The sequence below is a fragment of the Pseudomonas sp. LBUM1656 genome (assembly GCF_059716065.1).
Genome location: NZ_CP166800.1, coordinates 1,173,814 through 1,192,045, shown reverse-complemented (window position 1 = coordinate 1,192,045; position 18,232 = coordinate 1,173,814). Strand labels below are relative to the sequence as shown.

15 protein-coding genes are annotated in these 18,232 nt (G+C 61.7%); 8 read left to right on the top strand and 7 right to left on the bottom strand.

Annotated features, from left to right (window positions below; all coding sequences use genetic code 11):
• The first annotated feature begins 140 nt into the window (after window positions 1-140).
• Window positions 141-1,457 carry an MFS transporter gene (locus tag ACA072_RS05175; RefSeq protein ID WP_497623483.1) on the top strand — a complete coding sequence of 439 codons (1,317 nt, stop codon included), beginning with the start codon at window positions 141-143 and terminating at the stop codon, window positions 1,455-1,457.
• Between the two features lie 113 nt (window positions 1,458-1,570).
• Here ACA072_RS05175 and purT read toward each other — a convergent pair whose 3' ends face one another.
• From purT to ACA072_RS05150, 5 genes are all read right to left on the bottom strand, one after another.
• Complete coding sequence (gene purT / locus ACA072_RS05170) at window positions 1,571-2,752, bottom strand: formate-dependent phosphoribosylglycinamide formyltransferase (protein ID WP_497623482.1); 1,182 nt, start codon at window positions 2,750-2,752, stop codon at window positions 1,571-1,573.
• A 99-nt stretch (window positions 2,753-2,851) separates the two neighbouring features.
• Window positions 2,852-3,319 (bottom strand): 7-cyano-7-deazaguanine/7-aminomethyl-7-deazaguanine transporter, encoded by a 468-nt coding sequence (locus ACA072_RS05165; RefSeq protein WP_077748287.1) that lies wholly within the window; start codon window positions 3,317-3,319, stop codon window positions 2,852-2,854.
• Window positions 3,320-3,524: 205 nt separating this feature from the next.
• Entirely contained in the window at window positions 3,525-3,740 is a 216-nt protein-coding gene (locus ACA072_RS05160) for a DUF1289 domain-containing protein (RefSeq protein WP_497623481.1), read from the bottom strand.
• The gene (locus tag ACA072_RS05155; RefSeq protein WP_497623480.1) at window positions 3,737-4,261 is read right to left on the bottom strand and encodes a gamma carbonic anhydrase family protein; all 525 of its coding nucleotides are present in this window, start codon (window positions 4,259-4,261) and stop codon (window positions 3,737-3,739) included. Before ACA072_RS05155 ends, ACA072_RS05160 begins: the two co-directional genes overlap by 4 nt.
• Window positions 4,262-4,315: 54 nt before the next feature.
• Window positions 4,316-4,915, bottom strand: coding sequence for a CoA pyrophosphatase (locus ACA072_RS05150; RefSeq protein ID WP_497623479.1), 600 nt, complete (start codon window positions 4,913-4,915; stop codon window positions 4,316-4,318).
• 146 nt (window positions 4,916-5,061) lie between these two features.
• Here ACA072_RS05150 and ACA072_RS05145 point away from each other — a divergent pair, with 146 nt between their 5' ends.
• The 7 genes from ACA072_RS05145 (at window position 5,062) to nagE (ending at window position 13,756) form a co-directional block, all read left to right on the top strand.
• The gene (locus tag ACA072_RS05145) at window positions 5,062-5,613 is read left to right on the top strand and encodes an NUDIX hydrolase (RefSeq protein ID WP_497623478.1); all 552 of its coding nucleotides are present in this window, start codon (window positions 5,062-5,064) and stop codon (window positions 5,611-5,613) included.
• Window positions 5,614-5,681: 68 nt separating this feature from the next.
• Complete coding sequence (locus ACA072_RS05140; RefSeq protein WP_497623477.1) at window positions 5,682-6,185, top strand: L,D-transpeptidase family protein; 504 nt, start codon at window positions 5,682-5,684, stop codon at window positions 6,183-6,185.
• A 293-nt stretch (window positions 6,186-6,478) separates the two neighbouring features.
• A complete protein-coding gene (locus ACA072_RS05135; RefSeq protein WP_497623476.1) occupies window positions 6,479-7,210 on the top strand; it encodes a GntR family transcriptional regulator in 732 nt (243 codons plus the stop codon).
• Between the two features lie 21 nt (window positions 7,211-7,231).
• Entirely contained in the window at window positions 7,232-8,338 is a 1,107-nt protein-coding gene (gene nagA, locus ACA072_RS05130) for an N-acetylglucosamine-6-phosphate deacetylase (protein ID WP_497623475.1), read from the top strand.
• A complete protein-coding gene (locus tag ACA072_RS05125; RefSeq protein ID WP_497623474.1) occupies window positions 8,319-9,341 on the top strand; it encodes an SIS domain-containing protein in 1,023 nt (340 codons plus the stop codon). Before nagA ends, ACA072_RS05125 begins: the two co-directional genes overlap by 20 nt.
• Before the next feature lie 153 nt (window positions 9,342-9,494).
• A complete protein-coding gene (ptsP, locus tag ACA072_RS05120; RefSeq protein WP_497623473.1) occupies window positions 9,495-12,011 on the top strand; it encodes a phosphoenolpyruvate--protein phosphotransferase in 2,517 nt (838 codons plus the stop codon).
• A gap of 29 nt (window positions 12,012-12,040) precedes the next feature.
• The gene (gene nagE, locus ACA072_RS05115; RefSeq protein ID WP_497623472.1) at window positions 12,041-13,756 is read left to right on the top strand and encodes an N-acetylglucosamine-specific PTS transporter subunit IIBC; all 1,716 of its coding nucleotides are present in this window, start codon (window positions 12,041-12,043) and stop codon (window positions 13,754-13,756) included.
• Between the two features lie 202 nt (window positions 13,757-13,958).
• On the opposite strand, the gene ACA072_RS05110 is transcribed toward nagE, so the two are convergent.
• Together ACA072_RS05110 and purL are read right to left on the bottom strand one after the other, a co-directional pair.
• The gene (locus ACA072_RS05110; protein ID WP_497623471.1) at window positions 13,959-14,270 is read right to left on the bottom strand and encodes an NGG1p interacting factor NIF3; all 312 of its coding nucleotides are present in this window, start codon (window positions 14,268-14,270) and stop codon (window positions 13,959-13,961) included.
• A gap of 5 nt (window positions 14,271-14,275) precedes the next feature.
• Complete coding sequence (gene purL / locus ACA072_RS05105) at window positions 14,276-18,172, bottom strand: phosphoribosylformylglycinamidine synthase (protein WP_497623470.1); 3,897 nt, start codon at window positions 18,170-18,172, stop codon at window positions 14,276-14,278.
• Window positions 18,173-18,232 lie beyond the last annotated feature (60 nt).

The following is an 18,232-nucleotide window of genomic DNA, read 5'->3' as shown; positions in this document are numbered from 1 at the left end:
GGCCAGTCCATCGGCAATATCCGCAGCACACCGACGACTGTTCCTACCTTGAACAGCGGCCGCGCCTCACTCCCACATCCCTGGGTGTTCGACCATAATAATTCGCTCCACTGGGGCACATGACTGTCAGGGATAACCGCATGACGACCAGCACGACTTATACCGAAACCACACCTGCGCAACCGACGAACTCCGCCACCCGCGTAGCGACGGCGAGTTTTATCGGCACGGCCATCGAGTTTTACGACTTCTACGTTTACGCCACCGCTGCGGCACTGGTGATCGGTCCGGTGTTCTTTCCGCAGACCTCCGGCACCGCCCAGATGCTGTCAGCGTTCCTCACCTTCGGCATCGCCTTCCTGGCCCGACCATTGGGCTCGGCGTTGTTCGGGCACTTCGGTGACCGCATCGGGCGCAAATCGACACTGGTCGCTTCATTGCTGCTGATGGGCGTGTGCACCACGCTAATTGGCGTGCTGCCGGGTTACGACAGCATCGGGGCCTGGGCGCCAATCTTGCTGTGCGTGCTGCGTTTCGGCCAAGGCCTCGGCCTGGGCGGCGAATGGGGCGGTGCGGCGTTGCTGGCGACGGAGAATGCGCCCAAGGGCAAGCGCGCCTGGTTCGGCATGTTCCCGCAGCTCGGCCCGTCGATTGGCTTTCTGGCAGCGAACGGCTTGTTTCTCACCTTGGCAATGACCCTGGATGACGAGCAGTTCCGCTCGTGGGGCTGGCGGATTCCGTTCCTCCTTAGCGCCGCGCTGGTGATGGTGGGTCTGTATGTGCGACTCAAACTCCACGAAACCCCGGTGTTTGCCAACGCGATGGCCCGTCAGGAGCGAGTGAAGATCCCGCTGGTCGAGCTGTTCAGCCAGTATTGGGTGCCGATGCTGCTGGGGGCCGGGTCGATGGTGGTGTGCTACGCGCTGTTCTACATCTCGACGGTGTTTTCGCTAAGTTATGGCGTGGCGACACTTGGCTACAGCCGCGAAACCTTCCTCGGCCTGCTGTGTTTCGCCGTGCTGTTCATGGCCGCTGCCACACCGCTGTCGGCCTGGGCCAGTGACCGCTACGGGCGTAAACCGGTGCTGATCATTGGTGGCGTGCTGGCGATTCTGTCCGGCTTCTTGATGGAGCCGCTGCTGACCCAAGGCTCGACCTGGGGCGTGGCGCTGTTCCTGTGCATCGAGCTGTTTCTGATGGGCGTGACATTTGCGCCGATGGGCGCGCTGCTGCCGGAGCTGTTTCCTACGCATGTGCGCTATACCGGCGCGTCGGCAGCCTACAACCTGGGCGGGATCGTCGGGGCCTCGGCGGCGCCGTTCTTCGCGCAGAAACTGGTGGCGATGGGCGGTTTGAGCTATGTCGGCGGGTATGTGTCGGGGGCGGCGGTGTTGAGTTTGATTGCGGTGCTGTGCCTGAAAGAGACGCGGCATAACGATCTGAATCGGGTGGCCTGAATCAGCAGCATCGCCAGCAGGCTGGCTCCCACATGGAAATTGGGTGTACACAAAATCTGTGACCAACCAATAATCCTGTGGGAGCTAGCCTGCTAGCGATCGCCGCGCCGCGGTTACAGCTCGACTACGACCGCCTGAGAAGCGCGAGTCGCTTTTGCACGAGCCGCTTCAATCGACTCATCCCGCGCCAACGCCACACCCATCCGACGCTGACCATTCACCTCAGGTTTGCCAAACAGACGCAACGCCGTATCCGGTTCGCTCAACGCTGCCCCCAAATTGGCAAAAGCAGTCTGGGTCGACTGCCCTTCCACCAGAATCACCGCCGACGCCGACGGCCCGAACTGACGGATCAACGGAATCGGCAGGCCCAGGATCGCCCGTGCGTGCAGTGCGAACTGCGACAGGTCCTGGGAAATCAGCGTCACCAGACCGGTGTCATGCGGACGCGGCGACACTTCGCTGAACCACACCTGATCACCCTTGATAAACAACTCGACACCAAACAGACCACGACCGCCCAGGGCCTCGGTGACCGCTTTGGCAACGCGCTCGGACCCAGCCAGGGCAATCGGGCTCATGGCTTGAGGCTGCCAGGATTCCTGATAATCGCCCTTCTCCTGACGGTGACCGACTGGCGCGCAGAAGGTGGTGCCGCCGACGTGACGTACGGTCAGCAAGGTGATTTCGTAGTCGAAGTCGATGAAACCTTCAACGATCACGCGACCTTTACCGGCGCGGCCGCCTTCCTGCGCGTAATCCCAAGCGGTTTTCACGTCATCGGCGCTGCGCAGCAGGCTCTGGCCTTTGCCCGACGAACTCATCACTGGCTTGACCACGCACGGGAAGCCCAGGTCCTGGACGGCCTTGCTGTAGTCCTCGAAAGTGTCGGCGAAATGGTACGGCGAGGTCGGCAGGTCCAGCTCTTCGGCGGCCAGGCGACGGATGCCTTCGCGGTTCATGGTCAGTTGCGCGGCGCGCGCGGTCGGGATCACGGTGAAGCCTTCGGCTTCCAGTTCCACGAGGGTCGCAGTGGCGATGGCTTCGATTTCCGGCACGATGAAGTGCGGCTTCTCGGCTTCGATCACCGCACGCAAGGCGGCGCCGTCGAGCATGTTGATCACGTGGCTGCGATGGGCGACTTGCATGGCCGGCGCGTTGGCGTAACGGTCGACGGCAATCACTTCAACGCCCAGGCGTTGCAGCTCGATCACCACTTCCTTGCCCAACTCACCACAGCCACACAGCAATACGCGGGTCGCGGTTGGCGACAATGGAGTTCCGATACGGGTCATCTCAGGTCCTCAAGAAGCGGATCATCGAGGGATGCAGCGCCTGGCGCGCTTCCCATGGGGAGAAAGCGCGGCATTTTACATGAACCGCGGGGTTTGGCTTCAGCTGGCGACGGCCTGTTTGCGCAAGCGCCAGGCCATGATCAGCCACACGACTGTCACGCCCGCGAACTTCGAGCCCATGGCGGTAAGGATCACGGCCGGAGTGAAGGCGTCGATCATGCCGAAGAAGATGAAGGTATCGAGGGGAATGCTCAGGGCCGAACTTATCCACAGGCGATCATGCAAAGGGCGCTTGGTGATGCTGAACACCAGCCAGTCGATGCACTCGGACACCGCGAAAGCTGTGGCGCTGGCCAAAGCGATGGACGGATCGGAAGTGACATAGGACAGGACCAGCGCCGCGAGCATCGCCGCGATGGCGCCATGGCCGAAGCGGGTTTGCACCATGTCGCGCAAGACAAACACCAACCCGCCCCAGGCGGACCAGATGATGTCCAGGTGCGGGGCGGTGGAAAAGGCGTAGTTGATCAGCACGACGCTGCTGATGTAGGCGATCAGGAAGAGCATGGGGTGGCGGGATACCTGTCAATTTGGCGCGTAGATTACTTCAGCCATGCACAAGCACCAAATCCAAACGCGATTCCTGTAGCAGCTGCCGAAGGCTGCGTTCGGCTGCGCAGCAGTCGTAGATTCTGAGTTCACGGATTACCTGAAAAACCGCGGCGACTGATTTTACGACTGCTGCGCAGCCGAACGCAGGCTGCGCCAGCTGCTACAGGTCCGGGGTTTTTCCCAGCATCCAGATCAACCCACTGGACTTCGCCCGCTCATGACACAACCCCAACACCGTCCGGCGTTCGTCATTACTCATCCGGCTCCAGCGCGTGATCTCTTCCACCGTACGCTGACACCCGGTGCAAACGTCATCGGCGTCCAGCGCGCAGATATTTACACAGGGCGAACGGACCGGGCGTTCGGGCGTGTTCATTCTTCCTGCTCAACCAGATCGCGAGCGTAACGCTGGGAGTTATGCACATAGTGCGCAGCGCTGGCTTCTAGCATTTTCTTCTGCTGTTCAGTCAGCTCACGCACCACTTTACCGGGCGAACCCATAACCAGCGAACCGTCGGGAATCTCCTTGCCCTCGCCGATCAGCGAGTTGGCGCCGATGATGCAGTTCTTGCCGATTTTTGCGCCGTTGAGAATTACCGCATTAATGCCGATCAGGCTGTAATCGCCCACAGTGCAGCCGTGAAGCATGGCGTTGTGGCCGATGGTCACGCCGGTGCCAATGGTCAGCGGGTAGCCCATGTCGGTGTGCATCACCGTGCCGTCCTGGACGTTGCTGTTCTTGCCGATCAGGATCAGTTCGTTGTCGCCACGCAACACGGCGTTAAACCAGACGTTGGCGCCCTCTTCCAGTTTAACCTTGCCCACCAGCACGGCATTGGGTGCGACCCAGCTCTGCGGATGGGTGTCGACGCGGGCGTCGCCCAGGCGATATTTCATCTTATTGTCCTCAAGGCTCAGGCAGCCGCGTTTCACGCCATACGAACGATGGCTTCACGTATTGATATAGCTTTTGGGTGGGTGGTGCAGGCTGATGTCGGCGTCATAGAGCAGATTGATCAACTCGACGATCATGATCGCGGTCAGGCCCCAGATTTTGTATTCGCCGTAACGATAACTCGGCACGTACCAACTGCGCCCCTGGTAATCGATGCGATGGGTGTGTTCCCGAGGATCCTCGCGGAAGAACTCCAGGGGCACGCTGAACACTGCGGCGATCTCGGCATCGTTGGCCAGGTATTCGACAAAATCCGGAATCACTCCGACATAGGGCGTGACCTTGATGCCGTGCAGGGAGATCAGCGGGCTCAACGGGCCGATCACTTCGACCAGCCCCGGCGGCAAGCCGATTTCTTCTTCGGCTTCCCGTAGCGCGGTGAAAATCAGGTCCGGGTCTTCGGGGTCGCGCCGCCCGCCGGGGAAGGCGACTTCACCGCCATGGGTCGAGAGCCCACTGGCGCGCAGGGTCAGAACCAGTTCCGGTTCGTCACTGCGAGTGATGGGCACCAATACCGCGGCTTCGGGGAAACGTTTGTCGGTTTCCAGTGTGCGAGGGGTGTGGTTGCTTACTCGATGCAGTAGCTCGTCCAGCATGAGACTTCTCGATTTATTCGCTACCTCGCATCATGCACCAATCACACCGGCCGCCCAACCCCATAACCACTGCATGTCGCTAAACGACAACTTGCCGACAGGCACCGACGCACGCCAAGATAGGCGCAGCATTCAGGAACCCCAGCATGAAATTTTGCAGTCAGTGCGGCAACCCGGTCACCCAGCGCATCCCCGAAGGCGATTCGCGCCTGCGTTTTGTCTGTGACAGCTGTCAGGCGATTCACTACCAGAATCCCAATATTGTCGCCGGCTGCGTGGCGACCTGGGGCTCGAAAGTGTTGCTGTGCCGACGCGCCATCGAGCCTCGGCTCGGTTACTGGACCCTGCCCGCCGGCTTCATGGAAAACGGTGAGACCATCGAGCAGGCGGCCATTCGCGAGACCGCCGAAGAAGCCTGCGCGCGGGTGCGCAACCTGAGCATCTATACGTTGATCGACGTGCCGCACATCAGCCAGGTGCACGTGTTCTTTCGCGCGGAGCTGGTGGACCTGGACTTTTCCGCCGGCCCCGAGAGCCTGGAAGTGCAGCTTTTCGACGAAGCCGACATCCCGTGGTCCGAGTTGGCTTTCCGCACGGTGGGCCGTACCTTAGAATGCTTCTTCGCTGACCGGCGGACCAAGGTCTACCCCGTGCGGTCGGAGTCGATCCCGCCGCTTGCTCAGCCTGCCATCACCTAAAGCTCCTTGCTCCAAAATCACCTATAACTAACTAAATAGTCGCGACACCTTTCAGGGATATCGTTTCAATGCGCTGGTTGCTTGCCGTGTTTTGCTTGTCGTTCGTCGCCATGTCACAGGCTTCCGTTGCGGAGACCCTGAACGGCAAAGTCATCGAAAAAGTTCTGGTGCTCAAATCCGCCCATCAATTGCAATTGATTAATGACGGCAAGCCGCTCAAGACCTATCGCATCTCCCTGGGCAAACGCCCCAAGGGCCCGAAGCTGATGGAAGGCGACAAGCGCACGCCTGAAGGTTTCTACTGGCTGGACTGGCGCAAGGTCAGCGACAAATTCAACCTGTCGATGCACATCTCCTACCCGAACATCAGCGACTCGGCCCGCGCCCGGCGCGAAGGCGTCGAGCCGGGTGGCATGATCATGATCCATGGCACCCCGGACACCGAGGACACCCCGGAAGACCTGTTCCACACCCTGGACTGGACCGACGGCTGCATCGCCATGCGCAACATGGACATGCGCGAAGTGTGGGGCCTGGTGCCGGATGGCACGATGATCGAGATTCGCCCGTAACGGCTACCTTTGGTCGCTCCTCGAAAAATAAATTCAAAAGATCGCAGCCTGCGGTAACGCCTGTCGGGAAGATACCAATCCTCCCGGCAAGCATTACTGCAGGCTGCGATCTTTGCGCTCAAAACACCCACCTCTAATACCACTTAAAACCAAACCCTAATCCCACCCTCCAACAGGGCAGGCTTTACGATGCCAACAGCAAAGTACTGGCATTGACATGGTATTCAAGTGGTATTAATTTCCACCCATCACCGAGCGACAACAATCCTACATCCGCATCGGACCAAACCTACATGAACGACCTCCAGGCCCTACGCCCTGACGACTCCCAGCCCACGCCGTTGTACCTGCAACTGGCGCGTAACCTGGAAGTGGCGATTCACGCCGGCCAGTGGAAAGCCGAGCAGGCGATGCCCTCGGAACGCAGCCTCAGCGAACTGCTGGGCATTTCCCGCGTCACCGCTCGCAAGGCGCTGGAAGTGTTGTTCGAGCAAGGCCTGATCCGCCGCAACCAGGGTTCCGGCACGTTCATCACGCCGCGCCTGGAACAGCCGCTGTCGCGACTCTCGGGTTTCAGCGAAATGCTGCGCCTCAAGGGCTTCGTCCCCGGCTCGCAATGGCTCGAACGTGAAATCACCCCGCCGACCCACGAAGAACTGATTCGCCTCGGCCTCTCGCCCAACGACAAGGTCGCGCGGCTCAAACGCCTGCGTAAAGCCGACGACACGGTGATGGCGATCGAGATGAGTACCCTGCCCGCCTCGATCATTCCCAAACCACAAGCAGTGGGCGATTCCCTCTACGAATACCTCGACGGCATCGGCAAGCCGATCGTCCGCGCACTGCAGCACATCCAGGCGATCAACGCCTCGGACGAATTCGCCGCCCTCGTCGGCATCGCGCCCGGCACCGCCATGCTGCTGATGACCCGGGTCGGCTACCTGGAAGACAACACACCGATCGAAGTCACCGACACCTATTGCCGCAACGACTACTACGACTTTGTCGCAGAGCTTCGTCGCTAGACAAGCAACCGAGAACCGATCATGTCCGAAGACAACATCCTCACCGCCCACGGCTGGGTTCGCGGCCGGCTGATTCACGAACACGGCAAGGTCGTGTCCATCGAAGGCGTGCCCTGCGATCCGGCCGACAACGACCTGCCTTATCTGCTGCCCGGCTTCATCGACCTGCACGTTCACGGCGGCGGCGGCAAAGACATCATGGAAGGTGCACCGGCCTTCGAAACGATCAGCAAAACCCACGTGCGCTTCGGCACCACATCGCTGTTGGCGACCACGATGACCGCGCCGCCGGAAGAGATTTCCGGCGTACTCAAAGCCGTCGGCGAGTTCTGCGAGCAGCGGCCGAAAGGCTGCGCCCGAGTGCTCGGTGTGCACCTCGAAGGCCCGTACATCAACCCCGGTAAACTCGGCGCCCAGCCGAATTTCGCCCACACCGCGTTGATGGCCGAAGTCGAGGAATACCTGGCGCTGGCGCCGATCCGGGTCATCACCATTGCCCCGGAAATCGCCGGTCACGATGCCTTGATTCGTACCCTCAGTGCGCGCGGCATCCGCATGCAGATCGGCCACACCCTCGGCAGTTACGAGGAAGGCGTCGCGGCGCTGGCGGCCGGTGCCAGCAGTTTCACTCACCTCTACAACGCCATGAGCCCGCTGCATCACCGCGAGCCAGGCATCGTCGGCGCAGCGCTGGCCCACGCCACATACGCCGAGCTGATCCCGGACTTGCTGCACGTGCATCCCGGCGCCATGCGGGTGGCCTTGCGCTCGATCCCCTGCCTGTATTGCGTGACTGATTCCACCGCCGCCGCTGGCATGCCGGACGGTGAATACAAGCTCGGCAGCCACACCGTGACCAAGTGCCTGGGCGGCGTGCGTTTGCCCGACGGCACTCTGGCCGGCAGCACGCTGACCATGGATCAAGCGCTGCGCAATCTGGTGAAGATCGGATTGCCGATCGCCGAAGCGTCGCAACGTCTTTCGCAATTCCCCGCCGATTACCTCGGCCTTCAAGAACGCGGCCGCCTTGCACCGGGCAGCTGGGCCGACTGCGTGCGGCTGGATCGCTCACTCACACTCACCGCCGTCATGGTCGAAGGAGAAGACATTGACTTCAAAAATGCTTGAAGAGGCGCTGTCCTCGTTCGAGGCCGTGCAAGCCCAACTGCAACAGCTCGACCCGCAGATGATCGAGATCGCCGGACGCCTGCGCCGTCAGCCACCGCAAGTGGCGATGACCGTCGCTCGCGGCAGCTCCGACCATGCCGCCAGTTACTTCGCCTACCTGACCATGCAGCAACTGGGCATCCCGGTGGCGTCGCTGCCGATGTCGGTGGTGACCATGCTGCAAGCACCGTTGAAGGTCAGCGGCCAGGTGGCGTTTGCATTTTCGCAGTCGGGGCAAAGTCCGGACCTGGTGAATAGCCTGCGTCTGTTGCGCAAACGCGGCGCCTTGAGCATTTCCATGGTCAACGCCGAAAGTTCGCCACTGGAAGCGGCCTGCGAATTCAGCCTGCCGCTGTGCGCCGGCACAGAAAGCAGCGTCGCTGCGACCAAGAGTTTTATCGCCACCCTCAGCGCCAGCGCCCGTCTGATCGCCCATTGGAAGGAAGACGTGGAATTGCTGGACGCCGGCAACGCTTTGCCGGAAGGCCTGCGCGAAGCGGCGAAGCAGGACTGGAGCCCAGCCATCGACGCCCTGCGCGATTGCCAACGCTTGATGGTGATCGGCCGCGGCGCCGGTTTTGCCATCGCTCAGGAAGCGGCCCTCAAATTCAAGGAAACCTCGGCGATTCAGGCCGAGGCCTTCAGCAGCGCCGAAGTCCGTCACGGCCCAATGGCATTGATCGACGAGAACTACCCACTGCTGATCTTCGCCCCACGCGGTGCCGAACAGGCCGGGTTGCTGAGCCTCGCCGCGGACATGCGCCAACGCGGCGCTCGCGTTCTGCTGGCAGCACCGGATGACATCGCCGAACGCGAACTCACCCTGACCCGCGCCGAACACCCGGTCCTTGATCCGATTCTGGCGATCCAGAGTTTCTACGTCATGGCCGCCGGCCTGGCCGTGGCCCGAGGCATGGACCCGGATCAACCGCGGCACCTCAGCAAAGTCACGCGAACCCACTGAGCCGAATTGAAACAACCCTGTAGCAGCTGTCGAGTGAAACGAGGCTGCGATCTTTTCAACGCAGAATCAAAAGATCGCAGCCTCGTTTCACTCGACAGCTCCTACAGGGGGCGAGCTGATCCGAACCGTAGTTTTTACTGATGAGACCGAGCCATGCATAACAACAATAAAGAGCTGACCCTCAGCGCCCCGCTCAGCGGCCCGGTGCTCACGCTCGCCAAAGTCCCGGACCCGGTGTTCGCCAGCGGTGCCATGGGCGACGGGATCGCAATCGACCCGCTGAACGACACCCTTCACGCCCCGTGCGCTGGCGTCGTGGTGCACGTCGCCCGCAGCGGTCACGCCGTCACCTTGCGTGCCGACAACGGTGCCGAATTGCTCCTGCACCTGGGCCTCGACACCGTCGAGTTACAGGGCGAAGGCTTCTCGATGCTGGTCAAGGAAGGCGCGCGGGTCAGCAACGGCCAGCCGCTGTTGCGCTATGACCTGGACAAGGTCGCGCAGCAGTGCAAAAGCCTGGTCAGCCTGATGATCCTGACCAACAGCCAAGAGTTTCAGGCACGGCCCATCACGCTGAAATCGGTGAAGGTCGGCGACCCGTTGCTGCACATCATTCGTCGTCTGGCGCCCGGCGCGCAGGCTGAGGCAGACCTTTCGGGCGAAGAGCTTTTCGGCCACGTTTGCATCGCCCATCGTGGCGGTTTGCACGCTCGTCCGGCCGCGCTGATTCGCCAGACCGCGCAAGGGTTCAAGAGCAAATCGCAGCTGCATTTCGCCGGCAAATCGGCAACCTGCGACAGCTTGATCGGGCTGATGAGCCTGGCCGTCGGCGAGCAGGACGAGGTTCAGGTCAGCTGCCAAGGCCCGGATGCCGAAGCGGCGTTGCAAGCGTTGCTGATCGCCTTGTCCACGGCACTGGCCGAAGACAGCCACGCCGCCGCGCCTGCGCCGATCACCCGACGCCATCGGACGGCCGAAGCCGGCGTGCTGCACGGTGTGTGCGCCGCGCCCGGCCTGGTCGGTGGGCCGTTGTTTCGCTTGAACGCCATCAGCCTGCCGGTGGATGCCGGCAGCCACGATCCCGAGCAACAATTGCACGCCCTCGATACCGCGCTGAGCGCCGTACGCTGCGAAATCGACCACACCTTGGCCCAGGCCAGGAAACACAAAAACACTGACGAAGAAGCGATCTTCACCGCGCACCTCGCCTTGCTCGAAGACCCGGCGCTGCTGGATGCGGCCAACGCCTCCATCGCTCAAGGCATAGCTGCGACGCACGCCTGGAGCCAATCGATCGACGCGCAATGCGACGTCCTCCAACAACTTGGCAGCACGCTGCTGGCCGAACGCGCCAACGATCTGCGCGACCTCAAGCAGCGGGTGCTGCGTGCCTTGCTCGGCGAGGCCTGGCATTACGACGTGCCGGCCGGCGCCATTGTTGCCGCCCATGAACTGACGCCGTCGGACTTGCTGCAACTGAGCGAGCAAGGGGTCGCCGGGTTGTGCATGGTCGAGGGTGGCGCGACTTCTCACGTGGCCATTCTGGCGCGCGGCAAAGGCTTGCCGTGCCTGGTTGCGTTGGGTTCGGCGCTGCTGGATCAGCCGCAAGGCCAAGCGATGGTGCTGGATGCCGACGGTGGTCGTCTCGAATTGACGCCGACGGCCGAACGCCTGGCCGAAGTGCACCAAGCGCAACTCGATCATCAACAACGCCGCGCACTTCAACAATCTCAGGCGCACACCCCGGCGCTGACGCTCGACGGCGTGCACATCGAAGTCGCCGCCAATGTCGCCTCCAGCGCAGAAGCGGCCGACGCGCTGGCCAATGGCGCCGATGGCGTCGGCCTGCTGCGCACCGAGTTTCTGTTTGTCGACCGCAACACCGCGCCAGACGAACAGGAACAACGCCTCGCCTATCAAGCCGTGCTCGACGCCATGGGCGACAAGTCGGTGATCATCCGCACCATCGATGTCGGCGGCGACAAACAACTCGACTATCTGCCGTTGCCGGTCGAAACCAATCCGGTGCTCGGCTTGCGTGGCATTCGTCTGGCTCAGGTGCGCCCGGAATTGCTCGATCAGCAACTGCGCGCGCTGTTGCACGTCAGCCCGCTGTCGCGCTGCCGGATCCTGTTACCCATGGTTACCGAGGTCGATGAGCTGCTGCACATCCGCCAGCGCCTCGACGCGTTGTGCACTGAACTCGGTGTGAGTGAACGCCCGGAGCTGGGCGTAATGATCGAAGTCCCGGCCGCCGCGCTGCTGGCCGAACAACTGGCCGAACACGCGGACTTTCTGTCCATCGGCACCAACGACTTATCGCAATACACCTTGGCCATGGACCGCGACCACGCCGGCCTCGCCTCTCGCGTCGACTCGATGCATCCGGCACTGCTGCGGCTGATCGCCCAGACCTGCGCCGGTGCAGCGGTGCATAACCGTTGGGTGGGCGTCTGCGGCGCACTCGCCTCCGACCCGCTGGCCACGCCGGTACTGATCGGCCTGGGCGTCAGCGAGCTGTCGGTCAGCCCGGTGCAGATCGGTGAAATAAAGGACCGCGTGCGCCACCTCGACGCCGCCGAATGCCGACGCATCAGCCACGACCTGCTCAAGCTGAGCAGCGCCGGGGCGGTGCGTCATGCCTGTCACCAGCAATGGCCTGTGAGCTGAACAACAAAAAGAATCCAGGGAGATACGCCATGTACCAATACTTTATCGAAGGCCTGCAGCGCCTCGGCCGCGCGCTGATGCTACCCATCGCAATCCTGCCGATTGCGGGGCTGCTGCTGCGACTGGGCGACACCGACCTGCTGAACATCGCGATCATCCACGACGCCGGCCAGGTAATCTTCGCCAACCTGGCAATGATCTTCGCCATCGGCATCGCGGTCGGTTTCGCCAAGGACAACAACGGCACCGCAGGCCTCGCCGGGGTCATTGGCTACCTGGTGATGATCTCCACGCTCAAGGTGCTGGATGCAAGCATCAACATGGGCATGCTCGCCGGGATCGTCAGCGGCTTGATGGCCGGCGCGCTGTACAACCGCTTCAAGGACATCAAGTTGCCGGAGTACCTGGCGTTCTTCGGTGGCCGGCGTTTTGTGCCGATCGTCACCGGCTTCGCCGCCGTCGGCCTGGGCGTGATCTTCGGTTTGATCTGGCCGCCGATCCAGCACGGCATCAACGGCTTCGGCACGTTGATGATGGAGAGTGGCAGCATCGGCGCCTTTATTTTCGGCGTGTTCAACCGCCTGCTGATCGTCACTGGCCTGCACCACATCCTCAACAACATGGCGTGGTTCGTCTTCGGCAACTTCACCGACCCGACCACAGGCGCGATGGTCACTGGCGACTTGTCGCGCTACTTCGCCGGTGACCCGAAGGGTGGCCAGTTCATGACCGGCATGTTCCCGGTGATGATCTTCGGCCTGCCCGCCGCCTGCCTGGCAATGTACCGCAACGCCCTGCCGGAACGCCGCAAGGTCATGGGCGGGATCTTCCTGTCCATGGCGCTGACCTCGTTTCTGACCGGCGTCACCGAGCCCATCGAATTTGCGTTCATGTTCCTCGCGCCGTTTCTGTTTTTGCTCCATGCGCTGCTGACCGGTCTGTCGATGGCAGTCACCAATGCGCTGAACATCCACCTCGGTTTCACCTTCTCCGGCGGCTTCATCGACATGGTGCTGGGCTGGGGCGAATCCACCAATGGCTGGCGGGTGGTGCCGGTGGGGTTGGCGTATGCGGTGATCTACTACGTGGTGTTTGATTTCTGCATTCGCCGCTTCAATCTCAAGACACCGGGGCGTGAAGAAGTGCCAACCGGTGACAAGGTGGTGGTCGCCGAGAATGAGCGGGCCGGTGCTTACATCAAGGCGTTGGGTGGTGCGCAGAATCTGATCACCATCGGGGCGTGCACCACTCGGTTGCGCCTGGACATGGTGGATCGCAACAAGGCAAACGACGCAGAGTTGAAAGCGCTGGGGGCGATGGCTGTCGTGCGTCCGGGCAAGGGCGGGAGTTTGCAGGTGGTGGTCGGGCCGATGGCCGACAGCATTGCTGATGAGATTCGGTTGGCGATGCCGGCGTTGGGTCGAGCGCTGGTCTCCTCCCCTCCTGCCGTTGTCGATGCGCCTGAACCTGCATCTGTAGCGAAGTCAGAGGCGCAGCAATGGCTGAAAGCGTTGGGCGGCGGGGACAACGTATTGCAGATGGATTGCGTGGCCATGACCCGGATTCGGCTGCAACTGGCGGATGGCAAGGCATTGTCGGAAGGTGATTTGAAGGCGCTGGGTTGTCAGGGGGTCAGTCAGCTTGAAGGGGGTGTCTGGCACTTGCTGATTGGTGACAAGGCAGCGATTTTGAGTGGGGCTTTGGAGGCGTTGGTTAATCGCAGTGAGGTGAGTGCCAAGGTCTAATTTAGCGGCGCCTCTTAGGGCCTCATCGCGGGCAAGCCCGCTCCCACAGGGATCTGAGGAGTACGCAGCAATTGTGAATGACATAAAACACTGTGGGAGCGGGCTTGCCCGCGATAGGGCCCTCATTTCCACTACAAATCCAGGGCAATGAAAAACCCGCTGATTTTCATCAGCGGGTTTCTCATTTCAGCAGCCGGGAAGATCAGAAATCCTCCAACCGCCACACCTCATAAGCCGGCGTCTCGTAGGGATGGCTGAGTTTCAGCGCGGCCACCGCAGCCACGATCAACTCATCCGCCACCACCAGCTCAACCTTCCATTCCTCGGATTGCTCGACCTGACCCGCTTCACCAATAAACGGCTGGCTGCCATCCAAAGGTCGAAACTGACCTAACCCAAGCACCTGCCACGCACAATGATCATACGCGCCGATCCGTCCGCCACCGGCGGCGAATACGGCACTTTTGACCTGTTCCACATGGCTGGCCGGAACAAAAAAACTGAGCTTATACACAGCCTTTAGTTAACCCAGACGCGCGCGTTACGGAACATACGCATCCAAGGTGCGTCTTCGTTCCAGTCTTCCGAACGCCACGAGTTCTGCACGGCGCGGAACACACGTTCCGGGTGCGGCATCATGATCGTTACGCGACCGTCGCGGCTGGTCAAACCGGTGATCCCGCGCGGCGAGCCATTCGGGTTGGCCGGGTAGTTTTCAGTGACCTTGCCGTGGTTGTCGACGAAACGCATCGCCACGCAACCCGACAGATCGGCTTCCAGCAATGCTTCTTCGCTGGCGAACTCGGCATGACCTTCACCGTGAGCAATAGCGATCGGCATACGCGAACCGGCCATGCCTTGCAGGAAGATCGAGTTCGATTCCTGGACCTGGACCATTGCCACACGCGCTTCGAACTGCTCGGAACGGTTGCGCACAAAGTGCGGCCAGAACTCGCTGCCCGGGATCAGCTCGTGCAGGTTGGACATCATCTGGCAACCGTTGCACACGCCGAGGGTGAAGCTGTCGGTACGTTCGAAGAAGCCCTGGAATGCGTCACGAGCACGGCTGTTGAACAGCGCAGATTTCGCCCAGCCTTCGCCGGCACCCAATACGTCGCCGTAGGAGAAACCGCCGCAAGCGACCAGACCTTTGAACTCGTTCAGGTCGACACGGCCGGCCAGAATGTCGCTCATGTGCACGTCGATCGCGTTGAAACCGGCGCGATCGAACGCAGCCGCCATTTCCACCTGACCGTTGACGCCCTGCTCACGCAGCACGGCAACCTGTGGGCGGATGCCTTTCTTGATGTAAGGCGCGGCGACGTCCTGATTGACGTCGTAGCTCAGCTTGACGCTCAAGCCCGGGTTGTCTTCTTCCAGCAGCACGTCGAATTCTTGCTCGGCGCAGTCGGCGTTATCGCGCAGACGCTGGATCTGGTAGCTGGTTTCAGCCCAGGTACGTTGCAGCAGACGACGCTGACCTTCGAACACGGTTTCGCCGTTGAAGGTGATGTTGATCTGGCCGTTGTTCATCGGCTGACCGATCACCGAAACGCAATCGCCCAGACCGGCTGCGCTGAACTGCGCGAGGATGTCCGGCGTGGCGTCCTGGCGAACCTGGATCACAGCGCCGAGTTCTTCGTTGAACAGGATCGCGGCGATGTCGGCGGAGGTTTCTGCCAGACCGTCGAGGTTCAGGCTCAGACCGCAGTGACCGGCGAAGGCCATTTCCACCACGCTGGTCAGCAGACCACCGTCGGAACGGTCGTGGTAGGCCAACAGGTGACCGTCGGCGTTGAGGCCCTGGATCACGGCGAAGAAGGCTTTGAGGTCTTCGGCATCATCGACGTCCGGCGCCTGCGAACCGAGCTTGCCGTGAACCTGGGCCAGGATCGAAGCGCCCATGCGGTTCTGGCCACGGCCCAGATCGATCAGGATCAGGTCGGTGGTGCCCTTGTCCATGCGCAGTTCCGGGGTCAGGGTCTGACGGATGTCAGCTACTGGCGCGAAACCGGTCACGATCAGGGACATCGGCGAGGTCACGGTCTTGTCGACGCCTTCATCGTTCCAGCGCGTGGCCATGGACATCGAGTCCTTGCCCACCGGAATGGTAATGCCCAGGTCCGGGCACAATTCCATACCGACCGCTTTCACAGTGTCGTACAGACGCGCATCTTCACCCGGGTGACCGGCAGCGGACATCCAGTTCGCCGACAGTTTGATGTCGGAGATCTTGTTGATGCGCGAAGCCGCGATGTTGGTCAGGGTTTCGCCGATGGCCATGCGGCCCGACGCCGGAGCGTCCAGCAGGGCCAGCGGAGTACGCTCGCCCATGGCCATGGCTTCACCGGTGTAGACGTCGAAGCTGGTGGCGGTGACGGCAACGTCGGCCACCGGAACTTGCCACGGGCCGACCATCTGATCACGGGCAACAAGGCCGGTGATGGTGCGGTCGCCGATGGTGATCAGGAAGCTTTTGCTCGCCACGGCCGGGTGATGCAGAACGCGCTCGACGCAGTCTGCAATCTCGAGGGTCGACGGATCGAAGTCGTCGCCCAGTTCGTTTTCGCGAACGGCCGAACGGTGCATGCGCGGGGCTTTGCCCAGCAGCACTTCGAGTGGCATGTCTACCGGGCTGTTGCCGAAGTGGCTGTCGGTGACAGTCAGTTGCGGCTCGGCAGTGGCTTCGCCGACCACGGCAAACGGGCAACGCTCGCGCTCGCAGATCGCCTGGAAGCGCTCGAAGTCGGCCGGGCCGACTGCCAGAACGTAGCGTTCCTGGGATTCGTTACTCCAGATTTCGTGCGGGGCCATGCCCGGCTCGTCGTTTGGAATGTTGCGCAGTTCGAAGCGACCACCACGGTTGCCGTCGTTGACCAGTTCCGGGAAGGCGTTGGACAGACCGCCCGCGCCGACGTCGTGGATGAAGCTGATCGGGTTTTTGTCGCCCAGTTGCCAGCAACGGTCGATAACTTCCTGGCAGCGACGTTCCATTTCCGGGTTTTCGCGCTGTACCGAAGCGAAGTCCAGGTCGGCCGAACTGGTGCCGGTGGCCATGGAGGAAGCAGCGCCGCCGCCCAGGCCGATCAACATCGCCGGGCCGCCGAGCACGATCAGCTTGGAGCCGACGGTGATCTCGCCTTTCTGTACGTGTTCGGCACGGATGTTACCCATGCCGCCGGCCAGCATGATCGGCTTGTGGTAACCGCGAACTTCGTCGCCACGGGGGGTGGTGATCGACTGTTCGAAGGTACGGAAATAACCGGTCAGGGCCGGACGACCGAATTCATTGTTGAACGCGGCGCCACCCAGTGGGCCTTCGATCATGATGTCCAGCGCGGTGACGATGCGCTCGGGCTTGCCGTACGGCACTTCCCACGGCTGTTCGAAGCCCGGGATCTGCAAGTTCGATACGGTGAAACCGGTCAGGCCAGCTTTTGGCTTGGCGCCACGACCGGTAGCGCCTTCGTCGCGAATCTCGCCACCTGAACCGGTGGACGCGCCCGGGAACGGGGCAATCGCGGTCGGGTGGTTGTGCGTCTCGACTTTCATCAGGATGTGCACCGGTTCCTGCACCGCGCCGTACTGGCGGGTTTCAGGGTCCGGGAAGAAACGGCCGGCGACGTTGCCGACGATCACCGAAGCGTTGTCCTTATAAGCCGACAGAACGCCTTCGCTGTGCATCACGTAGGTGTTCTTGATCATGCCGAACAGGCTTTTTTCCTGGCTCTGACCGTCGATGTCCCAACTGGCGTTGAAGATCTTGTGACGGCAGTGCTCGGAGTTCGCCTGGGCGAACATCATCAGTTCGATGTCGTGCGGGTTGCGCTTGAGGCCGACGAAGGCGTTGACCAGGTAGTCGATCTCGTCTTCGGCCAGGGCCAGGCCCAGCTCGGTGTTAGCTTTTTCCAGCGCGGCGCGGCCGCCACCCAAGACGTCGATCGCGGTCAGCGGTTTCGGCTCGGCGTGGCTGAACAGGCCGGCGGCCTGTTCGAGGTTGGCGAGGACGATCTGGGTCATGCGGTCGTGCAACGCGTCCGAGATCAGCTGGGCTTCGGCGTCGCTGAACTGGCCGGCGACGTAGAACGCAATGCCGCGTTCCAGGCGCTGGATCTTGCTCAGGCCGCAGTTGCGAGCGATATCGCTGGCCTTGCTGGACCACGGCGAGATGGTGCCGAAACGTGGCAACACCAGGAACAGACGACCGGTTGGCTCTTGTACCGGAACACTTGGGCCGTACTTCAGAAGGCGCGCGAGCACCTGCTGTTCGTCGCCGGTCAGGACGCCGGTAACTTCAGCGAAGTGGGCGAATTCAGCATACAAGCCGCTGACAGCCGGGACCTTCTGGCTCAGTTGCTCAAGGAGTTTGCTGTGGCGAAAGGCAGAAAGGGCAGGAGCGCCGCGCAGGATCAACATCTTCGGGACAGCCTCGGGAAGGGGTGTGCTTTGAGGCCGTGCATTCTAGCCTAAACAGCC

Coding starts and splice junctions, on each gene's coding strand:
- nagA (WP_497623475.1), top strand. CDS start 7,232: ATGTCCGAAGACAACATCCTCACCGCCCACGGCTGGGTTCGCGGCCGG.
- ACA072_RS05165 (WP_077748287.1), bottom strand. CDS start 3,319: ATGCTCTTCCTGATCGCCTACATCAGCAGCGTCGTGCTGATCAACTAC.
- ACA072_RS05140 (WP_497623477.1), top strand. CDS start 5,682: ATGCGCTGGTTGCTTGCCGTGTTTTGCTTGTCGTTCGTCGCCATGTCA.
- ACA072_RS05175 (WP_497623483.1), top strand. CDS start 141: ATGACGACCAGCACGACTTATACCGAAACCACACCTGCGCAACCGACG.
- ACA072_RS05155 (WP_497623480.1), bottom strand. CDS start 4,261: ATGAAATATCGCCTGGGCGACGCCCGCGTCGACACCCATCCGCAGAGC.
- purT (WP_497623482.1), bottom strand. CDS start 2,752: ATGACCCGTATCGGAACTCCATTGTCGCCAACCGCGACCCGCGTATTG.
- ACA072_RS05160 (WP_497623481.1), bottom strand. CDS start 3,740: ATGAACACGCCCGAACGCCCGGTCCGTTCGCCCTGTGTAAATATCTGC.
- nagE (WP_497623472.1), top strand. CDS start 12,041: ATGTACCAATACTTTATCGAAGGCCTGCAGCGCCTCGGCCGCGCGCTG.
- ACA072_RS05145 (WP_497623478.1), top strand. CDS start 5,062: ATGAAATTTTGCAGTCAGTGCGGCAACCCGGTCACCCAGCGCATCCCC.
- ACA072_RS05135 (WP_497623476.1), top strand. CDS start 6,479: ATGAACGACCTCCAGGCCCTACGCCCTGACGACTCCCAGCCCACGCCG.
- ptsP (WP_497623473.1), top strand. CDS start 9,495: ATGCATAACAACAATAAAGAGCTGACCCTCAGCGCCCCGCTCAGCGGC.
- purL (WP_497623470.1), bottom strand. CDS start 18,172: ATGTTGATCCTGCGCGGCGCTCCTGCCCTTTCTGCCTTTCGCCACAGC.
- ACA072_RS05150 (WP_497623479.1), bottom strand. CDS start 4,915: ATGCTGGACGAGCTACTGCATCGAGTAAGCAACCACACCCCTCGCACA.